The sequence below is a fragment of the Enterococcus sp. AAFC-DPL-6103 genome (assembly GCF_058216595.1).
In genome coordinates, this window is the sequence record NZ_CM177102.1 from 1,999,212 (window position 1) to 2,016,540 (window position 17,329).

General features: G+C 36.5%; 19 protein-coding genes. 5 read left to right on the forward strand and 14 right to left on the reverse strand.

What is annotated here, in order from left to right:
• Nucleotides 1–115: 115 nt before the first annotated feature.
• From AC4BC3_RS09520 to AC4BC3_RS09530, 3 genes are all read left to right on the forward strand, one after another.
• Nucleotides 116–1,630 (forward strand): ABC transporter permease, encoded by a 1,515-nt coding sequence (locus tag AC4BC3_RS09520; protein WP_490466357.1) that lies wholly within the window; start codon nt 116–118, stop codon nt 1,628–1,630.
• Nucleotides 1,631–1,643: 13 nt separating this feature from the next.
• Entirely contained in the window at nt 1,644–2,324 is a 681-nt protein-coding gene (locus AC4BC3_RS09525) for an ABC transporter ATP-binding protein (protein ID WP_206909506.1), read from the forward strand.
• 320 nt (nt 2,325–2,644) lie between these two features.
• Entirely contained in the window at nt 2,645–3,631 is a 987-nt protein-coding gene (locus AC4BC3_RS09530; RefSeq protein WP_206909505.1) for a DUF1002 domain-containing protein, read from the forward strand.
• 77 nt (nt 3,632–3,708) lie between these two features.
• Here the strand turns inward: AC4BC3_RS09530 and AC4BC3_RS09535 are convergent, their stop codons facing one another.
• From AC4BC3_RS09535 to AC4BC3_RS09560, 6 genes are all read right to left on the reverse strand, one after another.
• A complete protein-coding gene (locus tag AC4BC3_RS09535; protein WP_206898275.1) occupies nt 3,709–3,927 on the reverse strand; it encodes a CsbD family protein in 219 nt (72 codons plus the stop codon).
• 103 nt (nt 3,928–4,030) lie between these two features.
• Nucleotides 4,031–5,215 (reverse strand): beta-aspartyl-peptidase, encoded by a 1,185-nt coding sequence (gene iadA / locus AC4BC3_RS09540; RefSeq protein WP_490466358.1) that lies wholly within the window; start codon nt 5,213–5,215, stop codon nt 4,031–4,033.
• Nucleotides 5,216–5,291: 76 nt separating this feature from the next.
• Nucleotides 5,292–7,031: a putative basic amino acid antiporter YfcC gene (gene yfcC / locus AC4BC3_RS09545; protein ID WP_490466359.1), complete on the reverse strand. Its 1,740-nt coding sequence runs from the start codon at nt 7,029–7,031 to the stop codon at nt 5,292–5,294.
• Between the two features lie 479 nt (nt 7,032–7,510).
• A complete protein-coding gene (locus AC4BC3_RS09550) occupies nt 7,511–7,723 on the reverse strand; it encodes a DUF2922 domain-containing protein (RefSeq protein WP_206909499.1) in 213 nt (70 codons plus the stop codon).
• 13 nt (nt 7,724–7,736) lie between these two features.
• Nucleotides 7,737–7,949: a hypothetical protein gene (locus AC4BC3_RS09555; protein ID WP_490466360.1), complete on the reverse strand. Its 213-nt coding sequence runs from the start codon at nt 7,947–7,949 to the stop codon at nt 7,737–7,739.
• Between the two features lie 113 nt (nt 7,950–8,062).
• Entirely contained in the window at nt 8,063–8,587 is a 525-nt protein-coding gene (locus AC4BC3_RS09560) for a hypothetical protein (RefSeq protein ID WP_490466361.1), read from the reverse strand.
• A 164-nt stretch (nt 8,588–8,751) separates the two neighbouring features.
• On the opposite strand from AC4BC3_RS09560, the gene AC4BC3_RS09565 reads away from it, so the two are divergent.
• Both AC4BC3_RS09565 and AC4BC3_RS09570 read left to right on the forward strand, forming a co-directional pair.
• Nucleotides 8,752–9,492, forward strand: coding sequence for a hypothetical protein (locus AC4BC3_RS09565; protein ID WP_490466362.1), 741 nt, complete (start codon nt 8,752–8,754; stop codon nt 9,490–9,492).
• A 106-nt stretch (nt 9,493–9,598) separates the two neighbouring features.
• On the forward strand, nt 9,599–9,769 hold the full coding sequence (locus tag AC4BC3_RS09570; RefSeq protein WP_206909492.1) for a hypothetical protein: 171 nt from the start codon (nt 9,599–9,601) through the stop codon (nt 9,767–9,769).
• A gap of 155 nt (nt 9,770–9,924) precedes the next feature.
• Here AC4BC3_RS09570 and AC4BC3_RS09575 read toward each other — a convergent pair whose 3' ends face one another.
• From AC4BC3_RS09575 to AC4BC3_RS09610, 8 genes are all read right to left on the reverse strand, one after another.
• Nucleotides 9,925–10,884, reverse strand: coding sequence for an LCP family glycopolymer transferase (locus tag AC4BC3_RS09575; RefSeq protein ID WP_490466363.1), 960 nt, complete (start codon nt 10,882–10,884; stop codon nt 9,925–9,927).
• A gap of 451 nt (nt 10,885–11,335) precedes the next feature.
• Nucleotides 11,336–11,953: an SIS domain-containing protein gene (locus AC4BC3_RS09580; protein ID WP_206909490.1), complete on the reverse strand. Its 618-nt coding sequence runs from the start codon at nt 11,951–11,953 to the stop codon at nt 11,336–11,338.
• 638 nt (nt 11,954–12,591) lie between these two features.
• Nucleotides 12,592–12,936, reverse strand: coding sequence for a hypothetical protein (locus tag AC4BC3_RS09585; protein ID WP_206909489.1), 345 nt, complete (start codon nt 12,934–12,936; stop codon nt 12,592–12,594).
• 160 nt (nt 12,937–13,096) lie between these two features.
• Nucleotides 13,097–13,678, reverse strand: a complete 582-nt coding sequence (locus AC4BC3_RS09590) for a hypothetical protein (RefSeq protein ID WP_490466364.1) — start codon at nt 13,676–13,678, stop codon at nt 13,097–13,099.
• 246 nt (nt 13,679–13,924) lie between these two features.
• Entirely contained in the window at nt 13,925–14,800 is an 876-nt protein-coding gene (gene galU / locus AC4BC3_RS09595) for a UTP--glucose-1-phosphate uridylyltransferase GalU (protein ID WP_206909487.1), read from the reverse strand.
• A 157-nt stretch (nt 14,801–14,957) separates the two neighbouring features.
• Nucleotides 14,958–15,968 carry an NAD(P)H-dependent glycerol-3-phosphate dehydrogenase gene (locus tag AC4BC3_RS09600; protein WP_490466365.1) on the reverse strand — a complete coding sequence of 337 codons (1,011 nt, stop codon included), beginning with the start codon at nt 15,966–15,968 and terminating at the stop codon, nt 14,958–14,960.
• Between the two features lie 63 nt (nt 15,969–16,031).
• Entirely contained in the window at nt 16,032–16,646 is a 615-nt protein-coding gene (locus tag AC4BC3_RS09605; protein WP_490466366.1) for a hypothetical protein, read from the reverse strand.
• A 28-nt stretch (nt 16,647–16,674) separates the two neighbouring features.
• Nucleotides 16,675–17,328 (reverse strand): LCP family glycopolymer transferase, encoded by a 654-nt coding sequence (locus tag AC4BC3_RS09610; protein WP_490466367.1) that lies wholly within the window; start codon nt 17,326–17,328, stop codon nt 16,675–16,677.
• Nucleotide 17,329 lies beyond the last annotated feature (1 nt).

Consider the following 17,329-nt stretch of genomic DNA (forward strand, 5'->3'; position numbering starts at 1 on the left):
AGCTTGTTTTTATTCCTATTCGTTGATTTCCTTTGGTGCTCTTCATCATTAAGGTTCATTTAAGTTAGACCTTTTACAATTTGGCAATGCAACACTATAGGAGGGATTGAAAACAATGAACTTTATCAAACGCGCACTAAAAAGTACCAAAGTGAAATGGGGCCGCTCGCTCCTCTTATTCGCTGTTTTTACAGCGATTTTAGTCTTTGTTCTCGCGGGTCTAACTATTCGTAGTGCAGCCGAGCAAGCTGCCAGCGAAGCACAAAAAGAAGTTGGCGCAACCGTTACGTTAAGCGCTAATCGCGAGGCAAGTTTCCAAAAACCAGATGAAACAGCAACTAGCGGAACAGATTCAGATGACACAACCCAAGAAAGAATTGACCCGGGAAGCTTTTCATTAACACCAGTTTCATTAGAAGATGCACAAAAGATTGCTGATTTAGCAGATGTTAAGAGCTACTCTTTTGAAAGTTCCGCTTCTGCATTAGCAAGCGATGGAATCACAGCTATTTCAAGTTCTGATTCAACAGATAGTTCTACTGAAACAACCGATGCAAATCAGCCAATGGGAGGCGGAATGCCTGGTGGTGGTCAAATGACACAAGCCGACTTTCAAGTTACTGGTGTGTTAGCCTCCGCGCAAAATAGTACTTTTTCAAGTGGAACAGCAACAATTACTGATGGTGAAGGAATTGATGAAAGCGACAAAGATACGAACCATGTTCTTATTGAAGAAACATTAGCAACTGCCAATGATTTAGCAGTTGGAGATACATTTACGATTACTAGTTCTGAGGACGAAGAAACAACTTATGAACTGACTGTGAAAGGCATTTATAAATCTAGCGAAAGTAGTAATAGTATGGGAATGCAATTCAGTATGATGAACCCTTCCAATACTTTGTACACTTCCTACACATTAGCCAATGAATTAAATGGAACAGCCGAGGACAATACCGTTGATTCTGCCATCTATACACTCGCAGACCCAGAAAACATGGATGAATTTGTAGCAGAAGCTGAGAAACTTATTGACACAGATACTTTCAGCTTACAATCAAATGATGCAGCTTATCAATCAATGCTCGAACCTTTGAACAATGTAGCCAGTTTTTCCAAAAATGTCGTCTTGTTAGTTGCCGTTGCTGGCATTATTATCTTGACATTGATCATCATGATCACTATTCGTGAACGTCGCCATGAACTTGGTGTCTTACTTTCATTAGGCGAATCTCGAATCAAAATTATTTTACAATTATTTACTGAAGTAGCTTTATGTATGATTTTAGCACTAGGCGTGGCAGCAGTTAGCGGAAACGTAGTGGCAAATGTGGTGGGACAACAGCTGATAGAGCAACAAACAAGCACTGATCAAAACACACAAACAAACGATGAAGGAACCCAACGACCAAACGGAGAAAATCCTGGTGGACGTGGTCAAATGGGCACACCGGGTGGCAACAATAATCCGTTCACCGTTTCTAATGAAGTCAGCGAACTTTCAATCAATGTAACACCAACGCAAATCGGTTTTCTTGCCTTGGTTGCTTTAGGAATCAGTTTGCTTTCTGTTTGCTTAGCTTCCATTGGCATCTTGCGTTTGAATCCACGAAAAATTTTATTAAATTAAAGGAGGTACACATATGTTACGAACAGAAAACTTAGGATTTTGGTATCAAAATCCAGAAGATGCACTTTACCAAGAAGTCTCTTTAACTTTTGAAACAGGCAAAATATACGCGATTTTAGGTGCCAGTGGTTCTGGTAAAACGACCTTTCTCTCACTGATCTCTGGTTTGGATAATCCTAGAGAAGGAACCGTGTATTATGAAGATCGTCCCTTAGCAAAAATCGGTCTGAGAAATTATCGTAAGAATAGCGTTTCGATTATTTTCCAAGCATATAACTTACTTCCTTATCTTTCTGCAGTTGACAATGTCGTTGCAGCCATGGAAATTTCTCAAACCAAACAAAAAAATCGACGTCAAATCGCACTTGAACACTTAGCACGGGTCGGCATTGATGAACAAATGGCCCAAAAGAAAGTAACATTACTTTCCGGTGGTCAACAACAACGAGTAGCTATCGTTCGTGCAATCTGTTGTGATCACCAATTGATTGTCGCGGATGAGCCAACTGGAAATCTGGATGAAACAACGTCTCAAGAAATTGTTCAGTTATTCCAAGAAATCGCACATGAACAAGATCGTTGTATCATCCTTGTTACTCATGAACTAGACGTTGCCAAAAAATGTGATGAAGTTTATGAGTTAAAAAACAAAGAATTCACTCGTAAAATGCTCGCTTTACCCAACGATGACTAAAAGAAAGAAGGCTGTGACAAAAGTATTGTCGCGGCCTTCTTTGCTGAATAAATGGTCTACACTATTTTGCGTTATAACCATAGCCACGGTGCTCACCAAGCTGCTTCGCAAAATAATTTACAACTGTCGAAAAATATGAAAAGCTATTTTCAGAAAAAAACTCCTTATTACTTGAAGCTAAGGACTTGGAGTCACAACCTTTTTTTAAATTTCCCTAAATCCGCCTCTAGTCCCAAGTTTTCTCAAGTACCTTGTAGTAAACTAAGTAAAATCATTGAATTAATTATTCAAATAATTTTCTACAACTTTTGGAGGTCAACATGAAAAAAAATCAACCAAAAACATGGACACTACTTGCTACGACTTTAATCGCAAGCCAAGTTCTATTAAGTACACCCTTAGCATTTGCTCAAGATTCAGCAACAAGTGAAACCGTTGCGACCACTTCAACAACGAACCAAGAAACAAGTCAGTCTACAAACCAAGCAGAAAAAATTCAAGTTAATGCTGTTGCACTCGGTAACGCACTAACTAAAGAACAACAAGACTATACGTTAAACAAATTAGGAATCAAAGGCGAAACACCGATTTATACAACAAATGGAACAGACCTAATGAACTATATTCCTGATGGTGGCTTCAACCAAGAATGGGCAGTCTACAGTTCCGTCCGTATGCAAACTTTGGCAGAAGGAAAAGGAATCAACGTTGATATCGCTACACCCGAAAATATTACGAAAATTACCGCAGCGCAATATCAAAACGCTGCTTTGACTGCTGGGATCACGGATGCCCAATTAACGATTGCTTCTGCCGTTCCAATTGATGGCTCTGGTGCACTAGCAGGTGTTTACAAAATCGTTGAAGAATCTGGCGGAATCATCAATAAAGACCGCGTAGAAGTCGCGCAAGATGAGATGAACGTCCTTTCTTCAATCACAGAAGAAAACAAAGACAAAGAAGGTTACTCTGATGAGGCTTTGAATGCCGCACAAGAGCAAGCAAAAGCTGAACTAGCAACCAAAACGAAAGACGGTCAGAAATTAACTAAAGAAGAAATCCAACAAACTGTCGAAACAGCTTTAAAAGATCACGGACTTGCTGATATCATGACGACGGATCAAGTCAGTGAACTAACTTCACTCATGAGCGATATGAAAGATAAAAATATCTTTGAAGACTTCGTGAATGAACTAGACTTAACAGAAACTAAAAAACAAATTGAAGAAAAATCTAAAGGACTATGGGCGCAAATCAAAAACTTTTTCAGTGGTCTTTGGGATTCAATTACAAGTATGTTTGAATGATCAACAGCAAAAAGGGTGGAACAAAACGTCATTTCGTTTTGTTCCACCCTTTATTTTTTAGTCCAGGTAAGTAAAAATTATTTATCTTTTTTTGAAAATTTATCTTTGATATCTTCAAAGCCTTCTTTGATGTCATCACCAAGATCACGCGCTTTTTCTTTGATGTCTGCGCCTAAAGATTGTGCTTTTCCTTCAACCTCTTTTGATTTATCATCAGTTGCTTTACCATAAGCTTCTTTACCTTCACCGACTACTTTGTCCTTCAAGTCTTCTGAACGTCCTTTTAAATCTGCCATGATTCTTCCTCCTTGATAAATAATGATTATTTTTAATCTACTTATAGAGTAACATCAACCAATTATTCAGACAAATAGAACACCTCAGACGCTTATTTTTTCATTAACGCAATTGTTCAAATGTCCCCCAAACCTTGACTTCTTTTCCTTGAACCATCACTTTCCCTTTGGCAATCACTGTATCAATTGCCAGTGTATCTGCATCCAATAAACACAAATCAGCATCATTTCCGACTTTTATTTGGCCCTTTTTAGCTAGTTTCAATACACGTGCTGGATTAGATGTGATTGCTCTTAGTGCGATTTCCAATGGAATATTTTCTCTTTCAACAGCTTCTTTGATTCCAACTAATAATGCTTTAGCACTTCCGATACCCATTCCTAAGAAATGATTATTTTCATCAAAATAAGGTAAACTCCCCTGCCCATCAGAAGTCATTGTAAAGTTGTCTAGAGAAACGCCTTCTTCAATCACTCGTTTTAGCGCTTGGCTGAAACGAATTTCACCATCAGTTTTTTCCCAAAAATCGGGATCTTCACTTGCGGTAAAATCAATGGTTCCCCCTTCTTTAGCAAAGGCTAAACAAGATTCAAATAAATCGGCTGTTCGATTCGCATGGGTTGGCCAAAATTGGGTAATGGGAATTTCAGTTTCTTCCACAACACGTGTTAACAATTCTAATTTTCTTGCCCCACCACCTAAATGAACATTCGTGATTCCTGCCTTGCCAGATAACATACCGCCAACTCGAGCGTCTGCAACTGCTCGAGAAAATTCTTCAAATGTTGGTTGGGAAGAACGATGATCAGAAACCGCAATTTCTCCAATCCCAATTACTTTATCAATCACTAAGAAATCTTTGATCAATGAATCTGTCACTGTTTTGACTGGTAAACGATAGGAACCTTCATACACGTAAGTCGTGATTCCCTCTGCTTCTAGTCCACGTGCTTTACTAATGAGTGCAGTCATATCTCGCCCTTGTCCATCTGTTCCTAAACACCCAACGACTGTCGTCACACCCGCACTGGTCAACTGACTAAGCGTCACTTCCGGAGTTCGGTTTTGGAAGCCACCCTCACCTCCACCACCTAAAATATGAAAGTGACCATCAATAAAACCTGGAGTCAAGATTTTCCCTCGTCCATCGATTTCTTCCAATGTCACTTCCGCAAAATCACTAGTCAATTGTTCTTCCATGGCAATGATTTCGTTTCCTGAAAGTAAAACATCCATCACACCTAAATAATCTGGTGCATAAACTTGTGCTTGTCGAATGATCTTCATGAATTTCCCTCATTTCTTTTCAAAAAAGGATGAACGAAGATCAGTTCACTGACCTGTCCATCCTCCGCTTTATTTTCTATTGTAACCCAATTGCAATCGCAATCATAATAAAAATCGTTCCCAAAATAAATAAGAATCCTTGCATCTTGATTTGGAATTTCGCCCATTTTGCCCATTCGATCCGAGCAACACCTAGTACACCAATCAAACTAGCCGAAACTGGCGTGAAAGCATCCATAAATCCAGAACCAAGCTGATAAGCCAAGACAGCAACTTGTCTTGAAACACCTACCAAGTCAGCAAGTGGTGCCATGATTGGCATCGTTAATGCTGCTTGACCGGAGTTCGATGTGACCACTAAATTGAACAAACTTTGGAACAAGTACATTGCCCATGCACCAATCACAGCCGGTACACCTGTTAAGACTGTTCCAATACTGTGTAATATCGTATTCAGCGCGGAAGGAACGGAAGCATCTGAACCACCCAATACAAGTAAGATCCCTTTTGCCATACCAACAACAATCGCTGTTCCAGCTAAATCAGCTGCACCTGATTGGAAAGAAGAAGCAACATCATTGATCTTCATATCATTTAGATTAAAGATTACTGCAATGATCCCTGCAGCTAATCCCATGACAAAGAATTGCGAAGCAATTTCTGGAATATAATATCCTTTTTGTGTGACTCCCCAAATAATCCAGACTAAAACAATCAACATTTCGGCTAGAATCAATTTATGTCCAAGTGTGAAAGCTTTTTTCTCGTCTGTTGTTTTTTCAAGATGATCACGGAAGTAAGCATCTGACTTGTAGGTCACAGAACTTGCTGGATTTTTACGAATTCGTTCTGCATAAATCATTAAGTAAATCGCTGATAAACCAGTCACAATCACCCACATGATCAAACGGAAAGTTGCCCCAGACAACACTGGGATTCCAGCAATTCCCTGCGCGACAGCAACACTAAACGGACTCATCCAAGATGTCGCATTCCCAATCTGCGAAGCAACATAAGTGACCGTCACTGCGACAATCGAGTCATACCCTAGCGCAATAACGAAAGGTACCATCACCATTGAGAATGGAATAACTTCTTCAGCCATTCCAAACGTCGCACCTCCAAAAGAAAAAGCAAAAAATAATAGCGGCAAGGCTAAACGTTCAAGTCCTTTTGTTCTACTAATAATCGCATAGATTCCTGCATCAATTGCGCCCGTACGCATAATAATCCCAAAAGCACCACCGACAACCAAAATCAGTGCCGCAATCCCAACTGCAGAACCATATTTGTCACCAGAAACTAACCCTTCAAACACGAAGTTCAGGAAGCCAAATCCACCAAAATCGTCTGTTCCCCAAACTTTTGCTGTTTTGTGTAGTTTTTTCGACGTGTCATAGATATTATCTCCATACTCGTCATAAAGTACATCATCTGTTAAAGCAATCTCATCTAGTTTTTCTTGTGTTAACTGTTTTTCACCAGCGGCAAGCACGTCTTCTAGCCCGGCTTCTGGAACATCCAATTTCTCACGTTCCGCTGGATTATCTTGTAATTTCTCTAATTGATCAAAAACATACCCTTTATCAAGTGCATAGGCATAACGGAAAGAGTCTTGGCGAAGTACTGTTCGTGTACTTGTTTCTCCGTTTGCGTCTTGATATTCGATTTCCTGTGTACTAAAGCGACCAGCTGGTACCAAAAACGTTAAGATCCAAGCAAAGATTACTACACCAAAAATAATCACGTACGTGTGTGGCGTCGTTAGCTTGGTGAGGTCTCGCTTGTTTTTTTCCGAAGAAGGATTTTTCTTCAAGTAATTTCTTCCTTTCTGTTCACAATGATATTGTGATGAATAAAAAATGGATAATCAAAAAGATTATACAGGAAAACCCCTTCACTCACATGAATAATTTATTAGAAAACAATAAGTGAATCTTACAACATAAATCGTTGATTTTATTACATTAATCTAATGATTCATTAGAAAATATTTTATGACCAAGTAGATTTAAGTCAAAATTCCCACACATTTCTCATACCGTTTCATTAAAAATAAACGAATATTCTTAACATTTCTTTTTTATAACCAATAAAAATAACGATCATTATCTATAAAGCCTTGAGCTATAAACTTTTTCATTACAAAAGGTAAACTTCGTTGCATAATTGATAACAAATGTATTATAATCATGGTGTAAAGAGTTTTGGGGAAGACTCTTTCATCAACGTGTATAAAGAGAGAAGAAAGAATTGTTAACAATTCTTTCTTCTCTCTTTTCCTTTTATTTTTCGCTAAAACAAGATTGTTTCGATTGTTTCAATATACTTTGCACCTAATGGATGCGCGTACAGTGTCACACCCTCTTTGACTGAAAGATCCAACTCACTTAAGCGATGCATCATTTCCTGAACTTCTTCTGCTGTCAATGAATTGGACGCAATTACAGGATTGACTCTTTGATTTTTCCCTTCACTATCTGAAAAGATCAACTGTAGTTTTTTCATTTTCTCTTCTCCTTTAACTCTTTCGATAACTCGTTGCTTCCGTTTTCAAAACAGACGCAACTTGTACTTCTTTTGGTGCCAATAATTGAAAAACGTCACCTAATGCCAATACTTTTTCATCTTCTGGATTAGGAATAATCGATCCAATCGTTTGTCGATATTCTTCTTCTGTTTCCAAATTGGCAAAATAAATCGTTAATTTTGTACTTTCTAATTTTTTCTCCATAAGTTTCTCCCTTCTTGATTTATAAGTAAATGAAACCACGCCTGCACCGGTTCATTCGTCATTCACTTACTCACACTACTAGTAACGTGTTCAGAACACTCAATGTCAAAATTTTAATTGATTTTTTCATCCTGCCATCGTTTTTTTAGTTTCTTTCGCCAATTCGCTATTGTTTGTCTACTTGCTGGTGCTAGGTAATCACTACTTCGAGCTTTTTCCAAACGATACGCTAAAAAACATTGTTCCTTCGCCGATAATTTGTGCCAAAGAAAGCAGAGCATCAGTCTCTGATCAGCGTATTCATGCGAAACATCAGACGATCCAGTAATAAGACTACTCATTGATTGTCGTTCTTGTTCCTCATTTACCGCTACTAAAATGTCTCGTTGACGCCAGATTTTTCGTTGGTATGTTTTTATTTTCCAGACAATTTTTTGAAATAAATAGCCTATAGGATAAGCTTCTTCAAATTTTTTTGACGTTGCAAAATCCCTTGCCACTTCAAAGAAAGCAATCCGCGCTAATTGAACATATTCCTCGTATTCCTGATTGTTTTGATAAACTCCACATTTCTTTACCACTTTGTGATACAGCTTTTCATATTTCTGACATAAATCTTCTAATTCTTTTTGTTCCATCCTTTTCTGCCTTTTTCTTTTTTCCGGCCGGTACTTGTAGCTTAAGGAAAAATATAGCCACTGTAAAAAAGAAAAAGAGTTTTTTTGGGTCAAAAAAAGTTCCATGCCCATATGCTAAACTTTAGCTACACGAGGAATTATGACATTATTCTTGGAGGTAGTTTATGATTGAAACCAGCAAAAATCGTTTTACCATCAATGATTTAACGACTATTTATTGTGAATCGTCATTTGTTTCTTCTATAAAAAAAGAATCCCTTTTTAAATCTGAACAGCTTTATTTTTTATACCAAATTCCTTTAGATATCGAAATTTATGCACTGCTTCCAGACACAACCACAGAATTCACTCGTTGTTGGATCGTTTTTCAGCATGAGTGTATGTTGGTCGCAAGCTCGGCGCAAGAGATCATTACTTATCTACTAGACAGCCATCACCAGTTAAAATTAAGCTGGTATCTCAAAACAATGCGTACACTTCTTCCTGTCAACCACTACAAATTACCAGCAGCGATTCGAACACAGAGTTTACTACCGCTGGAATCTGCAAAAAAGGTAACTACCATTTGGTTCAATCCATTACAGGTGCAGTTGGTTGAAGAACACTCCTTTCAAACAACGATCCAGTTAACAAATCAGCTTCGTTTTCTTTCTCCAATCAAGAAACGAAATTTAACAAAAAGAATTCGCCTCGCGTTTTCTTGTCATTTAATGATCCACACAGATTTTTCACCACTTTATAGTCCAATCTTTTTTCCATTCTTTCCACAAGCAAAATGGTTGGCTCGTCCTTTTCAACAAGTTTTGGCACATCAGCAGCATTATCACCGTGGCACTTTTTTTCGTCAGTATCAACAAATTATTTTTCAGGAAGGGCAACAAGATTTTGAACAGGGGCCATGTTAAATCATTTACGAATTTTGTTATAAATTTATTTAAGAAATTGCCAGTAACTCGTAACTTCTATGTCAACATGCTATACTATTGCTAAGAACTTGAAGGAGTGAGAGTTATGTTATTACTATTACTAATTACTGTTTTATTGATTATTGTAAGTTCTTATATTCTAAGTTCTGAAGCATTTATTGATGCCAAAACGATCGTACGAGATCCACGGAAAATCATGTCTTTTACAAAAGCATTTTTCTTGGCTGCTTTTGCTTTATTTTTTGGTCTAATCTAACAGTAAATAAAATTTTAGGATTCGGTAAAAGAAGACAGTCTTTCAACCAATCCTTATTTTTTTCTTTATCAGCGTATCAGTGTATCGCTAAAAAAACTCAGAGCAACCATTTGCACGGTTGCTCTGAGTTTTTTGTTAGGTATTTTTTCTTTGCACTATTTTAATTGTTCTTTTAGTTCTTTTTGGATTCGAGCGAGTTCGTCACTACTTGCTCGTTGATAAGAAATGCCATTTTCTCCAGTTGTACCGTCACCAGTAAATGAATCTCCTGCTAGTTGTTCTGAACGAATCGTTGAAAAGGCATCACGGTAATTAGTTGCTAAAACTTTGATTGTATCCCATGAAACATCCGTTGCTGCATTGTTGCCCAAAGCGTCCAATAAATTTGTATAGTTCGTCAATGTATCCACTGACTTTGTTTTGTTGATAATTCCAGAAATCACCTGACGTTGACGATCTTGACGTCCATAATCTCCTTTTGGATCATCGTATCGCATCCGTGCATATTTCACGGCCTCTGAACCATTTAACGTTTGTTTGCCGATTGGGAAATCAGTTCCATCGTAGCTAAATGTCAATTTATTATTTACATCAACACCACCAACTGCGTCAACCAACTCTTGCATTCCTTTCATATTGATTTCCGCGTAGTGGTCAATGGGAATATCTAACATGTTTTCAACTGTCGCAATAGACATTGCCACACCTCCAAACGCATAGGCGTGATTGATCTTATCACTCGTTCCATGCCCAACAATCTCTGTGTAGGTATCACGAGGAATACTTACTAAAGTCGTTTTCTTCTTTTGTGGATTAACCGTTGCAACCATAATTGAATCTGAGCGACCTTGATCTGTGCGACCAAAATCTCCTGTATCCACACCTAGTAGTAAAATTGACAATGGATCGCCAGCATCATAATTGATTGCTTTGTCCCGTTTTGATTCAGTGATCCGATCGACCGTTGCATAAGTCTTGTCTGCTGTGGACTTCACATCAAAATAAATTTTTCCTGCATAAACAGCAATCCCCGCAATAATAATCAACAAAATACTTAAAATCCATAAAAAAACTTTTCGTCCCGTGCTCATTCGTTTTTTCTCAGCTCTTCTCATCTTTTTTTCCCACTTATCCTTTAATTTTTCTCAACAGTTATTAAGATAACAAGTTGATCTCGTTTATCTTTCTTAGATAACGATACCAAAATGATTCTAACTTTTCAATGAGATTTCAAACAATTAAAGGTTTGCTTTAAAGTCTGTAAAAATGAGTTAATTTTTTATTGATATTTCTTTCACCTAATCATTTCTCTCCATCAATAATTGGGGCGACTGTTATCCACATTTCTCTGTGAAACACCTATATAAATAACTAACAAAATAGAAACAAATATTATTATGAAAAACTATTAAATCATAAAAAATAACTATCAAACCATTCTTCATCAATAATTATCGACTAAGAAAATCGTTTTCTTTTCATAAAACTGTTTCTGTAGCTGTGGAACACAAGCTTTTTTTCTTTTATACAGTTGATTACTGTGGAAAACTCTCTGAATAGTGGGCTTTAATCAGAAGACACTTCTTTTTTAAGTAAAAACTGAGCAATAAAATAGAGCATTTGCTGAAGTAAAAACATGGTAGAAACAGAGGCTGTTCCACAAATTGATGGATCCAATTCAGGTATAGTCAATACCGCGTCATGCAATTTTGCATGATTATCTAAAACCAAATCTGCAATTTCAAATAACCGTAAGCCACTACTATGCTGCGATTTTATACTTCTAGATAAATCAAAACCCGTCACGATGATTACTGGATACTCATGCTCTTTGATCCACTGCGCGAGTTCAATAATAGCCGGGTTACGTCCTTCATTTGATAACAGTAAAAAAATATCTTGAGGGTTTGTCTCTATCTGTTCAATAATTGCTTGACCGGTTCCCTCTAATCTCTCATAAATACCATCAGCTGGATTTTTGATCAATTTCCCAGGGACGATATCTGGAAGCTGTTCCCAAAATTCAAAAGCCACACCGCTTAACGTTCGGCTAGCGAAAATCTGTAACCGACCTCCGGCAGCTATTCGTTGAGCAATCCAAGTTCCTGCTTGAATCATTAATGGTTCTTCTACACGTAGTTTTTCTTCCAGCTGTTGATAATAATCAAAATAACGTAAACTCATAAGTCTCCCCCACGAATCAAAATCAATAGAAACAGCTGCCTAATAAAGCGAAAACAACAAAACGGCAGTTGCCAACTTACTTTGTACTCGTCGTTATTTTTCCCCAACAAAAAGAGGTATTGAGCGTCTAGCCCAATACCTTAACATAGCAAATAAACAAGCGGGCAACCTTCATAAAAATCTACATAGGGGTAGAAATTTCACCTTAGATTAGGTACAATAAAAAGGTCGATGCACTGCATTGACTATGGCAAAATGATTGGTCAGCGCGTACTGACAAGTCATTCCCTGTTTCTTAGCGCCAACTAAGAAACAGGGAGCCTTTTTTTATTCAGCTGTTTCTATCTGTTCTCATTGTAAGGAAACTATTTGCTGAGTGCAAGAGGTGAATCATCAAAAAACAAGAGTACGACATCTTTTCATAATTATAATCTTGTTATTATATTCTAACTTTCCCCACTTCTTAGCTATTCTAAACAACTTATCATAACGTTTTTTCAAATAACAAGCAGTCAAAATTTAATTAAATAAATTTTGTACACATATATTCTCAAATAAAATTCTAAGAAAAAGGCTGGATAGCTGTAGTCAACCAAAAATCCTGATTTTTGGTTGACTACAGCTATCCAGCCTCTTTTTTATTCTTTTACTGAACGATACGGAGCCGCATGCTTTCCTTTTTTGATCAAGTGCATTCGATGACCCAAATAGCGAATATAAATCACCACATACAACCCTATCAATACAGCTGCAAAAATTAATGCGGTTTGTGCATCAACTGCAATTTGTAACATCAAACTGCCAATCGCAATCGTTGCTAAATACCAAATTAAAATCAATCCTTTTTCTTTGCGCTTTACCATCTGATACATGACATAAAAACTGACACAAATGAAAGGTAATAAGATTAACCAATTGCTTCCTTCCAGTAACCACTTCAATCCATCAAGCAATGATTGAGCAATTGCTATTAGTTTTTCCATGAAATCCACACCTTCTATTTAAATTCCGTTTGACAAAAACTCTTCATCATTTTACTACTAATTCAAAAAAAATGTTGATTTTTCTTCTTTTATCTTATGCTATTTTTGTACACTTAAGTAAAAATTAAAGCTTCTTTTAGGTATACAATCGGTGCAAGACTTAAACGAATCGATTCTTTTTTTCTAATATTAGCTGCTTTTGGACGCGAGAGAAATCAGTAATAGTATCTAGCACTTCATAAAAACCTAAAATTTCATCGATTTCTTGTTCACTCAAACCATCCACAGCTTTATGCCCAGCTTGAACCAATGCCCTTTGTTCTCGCCAAAAATCGCTGATAGTCTGTACCGAGTCTTCTATGAGATCATATATACGCCATTGGTCAGCCAAAGTCTGAATCAATAGCTGTTTCTTTTTCACGATGGCTGAACTCCTTAATTTATCATATCCATATTCCTCTTTCCACAAAATATAACTTTGTTTCGTTGGAAATAATATCTCTTGTACTTCTTTATTGTTAAAACCCAAAAAATGAAGTAATAAAAAATAGCGAGGATTGATTACCGTCTCTTTTTTTGTACTATGTTTTGGTATTTTCTGCTTATCTACTAAAAGTGTGGCTAACTGTTTCACTCTTTGAGGTGTTTCTTTTTGAGAATGATACCAGTCAGGATTTTCATTCAAGAGTTCAAGCAACTGTATTCTAGCAGCTTTTTTTAAATCTTTATCTTGTTTAGTCATCTCAATCGGCCATTGAAATTCTAAGCCGCTGACACTTCCCTCCACTTGTTTTTAGCAACAAAATTATGCACTCTATTTATTTTATAGTAAACCACGCAAGTGTCAAATAGAAAGAGGATGTCAACGACATGTTGACATCCAATAAATAAGGATAAATTATCAGAAAGCACTTAAGCAATTCATCTAAACACAAAAAAGTAGAGCCCAAAATGACTTAGTCTCTACTTCAAATCATTACAAGATCAATTAATTTAATTTTTTTCCTAGTTCAATCAGATATTCTCTTAATGTTTCACCAATTTCTGGATGTTGCAATCCATACTCGATACTCGTCTTCATGTAACCAAACTTATCGCCAACATCATAGCGTGTTCCTTTAAATTCATGTGCAAACACACGTTGACTTTTATTCAGTTCATCAATCGCATCAGTTAGCTGAATTTCATTTCCCGCACCAGGTTTTTGTGTTTCCAAAATAGTAAAGATTTCTGGATTTAACAAATAACGGCCAATAATAGCCAGATCACTTGGTGCGTCAGTTGGATCTGGTTTCTCTACAAAATTTTTCACACTATAAACGTCATCTGAAACTAATTCACCAGGATTGATAATGCCATATTTCGACGTATCTTCATGCGGAACACTCATAACAGCAATTGTCGAAGAGGTTGTTTGCTCGTAATCGTTCATCAATTGTTTTGTCAAAGGAATGTCATCCACCATCAAATCATCACCCAGCATCACAATAAAAGGTTCATCTCCTACGAAAGCTTTTGCCTGTAACACGGCATGCCCTAACCCTTTTGGATGAGATTGACGAATAAAGTGTAAATTGACGTTAGTCGTTTCTTCCACTAATTTCAATAATTCATTTTTTTCTTTTTCACGTAAGTTTGTTTCCAATTCAACATTTGAATCAAAATGGTCTTCAATTGGTCGTTTTGCTTTTCCTGTAACAATTAAAATATCTTCGATTCCTGAAGCCAAAGCCTCTTCAACAATAAATTGAATCGTTGGCTTGTCAACAATTGGTAACATTTCCTTTGCCATTGCTTTTGTTGCAGGTAAAAAACGTGTTCCCAATCCTGCTGCTGGAATCACAGCTTTTCTAACTTTTGTCATGATCTGTTCGTTCCTTTCTCACAATCATTCATTTAAAATAATATTACTCATTGAACTATTATAGCAGAGGTAAAATAGGAAACCTACTTTCTTTCTGTTTTATGCTCCACAAAAAAGTAGAACAAAACGATTATCGTTTTGTTCTACTTTTTAATATTTACATAAATTCATTTTCCGTCTTGCCATCACGCAACATGATATCTTTTGCAGCTTGCTTGATATCTTTATCTTCATATAACACACTATAGATGGTCTCTGTGATTGGCATCTCCACATTTAATTGCTTAGCTAGTTCAACAGCGGCTTTTGTCGTTGAAACACCTTCAACAACCATCCCCATATTTTCTAGAACCTCAGCCAATTTATGTCCTTGACCCAATAAGTTTCCTGCACGCCAATTACGAGAATGAACACTCGTACACGTAACAATCAAATCGCCCACACCGCTTAATCCAATAAATGTCAGTGGGTTAGCCCCCATAGCCACTCCTAGACGACTGATTTCAGCTAAACCTCGAGTCATGATAGCCGCTTTTGCGTCATCACCAAATCCTAGTCCATGAATAGCGCCAGCGCCGATTGCAATAATATTTTTTAATGCAGCACCTGTTTCCACGCCAATTACATCGTTATTTGTATAGATTCGGAAATAATCATTCATAAATAAATCTTGAACAAATTCTGCTGCATTTTGATCAATACTTGCAGCCGTAATCGTCGTGATGTCGTGAACGGCAACTTCCTCTGCATGACTTGGACCAGAAAGAACAACGATTGCTTGGCGTTTTTCTTCTGGAAGTTCTTCTGCAATCACTTCTGAAATGCGTTTGTGTGTGCCTTGTTCTAATCCCTTACTTGCATGAATGATGATTGGTTTTGTATTCATTTTTTCTAACAATTCTTGCGCAACTGAACGAATAGCTTTTGCTGGGACAACGAATAATACAGCATCAACACCATCAACAGCCTCCGCTAATTCTTTATATCCTACAATTGATTCAGGAATTTGCAAATCTGGCAAAAAATGTTTATTGGTATGATATTCATTGATCTCATCAATTTGTTCAGGAACATTTCCCCAAATTCGAACATCATGCCCATTTTCTGCTAAGGTTTGTGCTAAGGCAGTCCCCCAAGAACCTGGACCTAAAACTGCGATTTTTTTCATTAAATTTCTTCCTTTCAATTGTGAATCTGAAAATTACTTAATCCAAAATATTAACATTTTACCTTACTGTTGCTCATATTTCATGTAATAGTAAGAATCATTGTCAGGAGCATTCTCACGAATCAATTCCTTACCTTTCAGGTAGAATTTATAACTCTTGATTTCCGAATTAATATGGAATGTTTTTGAAATATAATAAGTATCTTTGCTGTTGACCAAATCCGGAATATTTTTATTATCTAATTTTTCAAAAGAGGCTTGGTCTTCTTTTTTCAGCTTTGAATTATAATACTCATCAGAAACAATGAAGCTTTCTTGTTTCAAACCTAGATAATTATCTTTTTGCTTAATTGTAGCCAAGATACTTCCTGTATTTACTTTATTCTTTTCATAGACACCAATAAAAATACGAGATTTATCAATTGGTGAAAAGCTCAATTTCTTTTCTGGATTTTCCCATTTTACATCATCGAATGATGTTAATTCTTCACCACGATATTTTCCATCAGACAAATAAAACTTTCCACTTACAGTTGAAAAATCAGCCACTGGTGATAGTTTAGAATGAATATTTTGGTAATACCATAAACCACCACCACCAACTAGTACTATCAATATTAACACAATACCAGCAATGATCCACCCTTTGGATTTTTCTTTTTTAGTTCTTTTAGTCATAACTATGCCCCTTTTTTAATATGATTTTTTATTGTTCAGTCATAAGTCGTAATATTTCTGCTTTTGTTTCAGAAAAATTATTTCTTGGAAGATCCAATTTTGTTAATCTCTTCCCACCAACTTTAAATAACTCTCCTACTTCTCGCGTAACTCCAGTAAACGTTAGATTCGTATCTATGGACTTTTTTAACTGATTAAATTTTTTGACTAACGAAATGGGGTTCTTTTTTTCCAGAATTTTTTGCTTATATAAGCGTATCACGTGCTCTTGTCTTGAAAAAACAGTAAAACGTTCAGAACTATCCGGATAACATGAAAAAAATATTTCTAACTCTTCAAATGTTACTTTCTGCTTACCACGTTTAAAATCAACTCCCTCTTGACTAAATTCAGAAGGATTTGAGATAGTAATTACTCCATTTTGCGATAATTCTTCCATAATGATTTTTAACAGGTTTTCTTTAGTAACAACAATATAATTTTTCACTGGTAAATTGAACTCTTTCGCAAACCATAGCATGAACTCTGATTTATCAAGTAAAGTAAACTGTTCACTCAAGTATACTTTATTTTCTGTGACTGTTTCTGGAAGAAATCGCATTAAAATATATTTTTTACCAGTCGAACAATAATAATAAAAAGTACTATTTTGATTATCATCAATAATCAGTAAAGTTCCCATT

What these genes read in the sequence shown, in the direction of transcription:
- AC4BC3_RS09610 (WP_490466367.1), bottom strand. Translation starts at nt 17,328, where the DNA reads ATGGGAACTTTACTGATTATTGATGATAATCAAAATAGTACTTTTTAT.
- AC4BC3_RS09575 (WP_490466363.1), bottom strand. Translation starts at nt 10,884, where the DNA reads ATGAGAAGAGCTGAGAAAAAACGAATGAGCACGGGACGAAAAGTTTTT.
- AC4BC3_RS09585 (WP_206909489.1), bottom strand. Translation starts at nt 12,936, where the DNA reads ATGGAAAAACTAATAGCAATTGCTCAATCATTGCTTGATGGATTGAAG.
- AC4BC3_RS09600 (WP_490466365.1), bottom strand. Translation starts at nt 15,968, where the DNA reads ATGAAAAAAATCGCAGTTTTAGGTCCAGGTTCTTGGGGGACTGCCTTA.
- AC4BC3_RS09565 (WP_490466362.1), top strand. Translation starts at nt 8,752, where the DNA reads ATGATTGAAACCAGCAAAAATCGTTTTACCATCAATGATTTAACGACT.
- AC4BC3_RS09570 (WP_206909492.1), top strand. Translation starts at nt 9,599, where the DNA reads ATGTTATTACTATTACTAATTACTGTTTTATTGATTATTGTAAGTTCT.
- AC4BC3_RS09580 (WP_206909490.1), bottom strand. Translation starts at nt 11,953, where the DNA reads ATGAGTTTACGTTATTTTGATTATTATCAACAGCTGGAAGAAAAACTA.
- AC4BC3_RS09605 (WP_490466366.1), bottom strand. Translation starts at nt 16,646, where the DNA reads ATGACTAAAAGAACTAAAAAAGAAAAATCCAAAGGGTGGATCATTGCT.
- AC4BC3_RS09560 (WP_490466361.1), bottom strand. Translation starts at nt 8,587, where the DNA reads ATGGAACAAAAAGAATTAGAAGATTTATGTCAGAAATATGAAAAGCTG.
- AC4BC3_RS09520 (WP_490466357.1), top strand. Translation starts at nt 116, where the DNA reads ATGAACTTTATCAAACGCGCACTAAAAAGTACCAAAGTGAAATGGGGC.
- galU (WP_206909487.1), bottom strand. Translation starts at nt 14,800, where the DNA reads ATGACAAAAGTTAGAAAAGCTGTGATTCCAGCAGCAGGATTGGGAACA.
- AC4BC3_RS09530 (WP_206909505.1), top strand. Translation starts at nt 2,645, where the DNA reads ATGAAAAAAAATCAACCAAAAACATGGACACTACTTGCTACGACTTTA.
- AC4BC3_RS09525 (WP_206909506.1), top strand. Translation starts at nt 1,644, where the DNA reads ATGTTACGAACAGAAAACTTAGGATTTTGGTATCAAAATCCAGAAGAT.
- iadA (WP_490466358.1), bottom strand. Translation starts at nt 5,215, where the DNA reads ATGAAGATCATTCGACAAGCACAAGTTTATGCACCAGATTATTTAGGT.
- AC4BC3_RS09535 (WP_206898275.1), bottom strand. Translation starts at nt 3,927, where the DNA reads ATGGCAGATTTAAAAGGACGTTCAGAAGACTTGAAGGACAAAGTAGTC.
- AC4BC3_RS09550 (WP_206909499.1), bottom strand. Translation starts at nt 7,723, where the DNA reads ATGAAAAAACTACAGTTGATCTTTTCAGATAGTGAAGGGAAAAATCAA.
- AC4BC3_RS09555 (WP_490466360.1), bottom strand. Translation starts at nt 7,949, where the DNA reads ATGGAGAAAAAATTAGAAAGTACAAAATTAACGATTTATTTTGCCAAT.
- AC4BC3_RS09590 (WP_490466364.1), bottom strand. Translation starts at nt 13,678, where the DNA reads ATGACTAAACAAGATAAAGATTTAAAAAAAGCTGCTAGAATACAGTTG.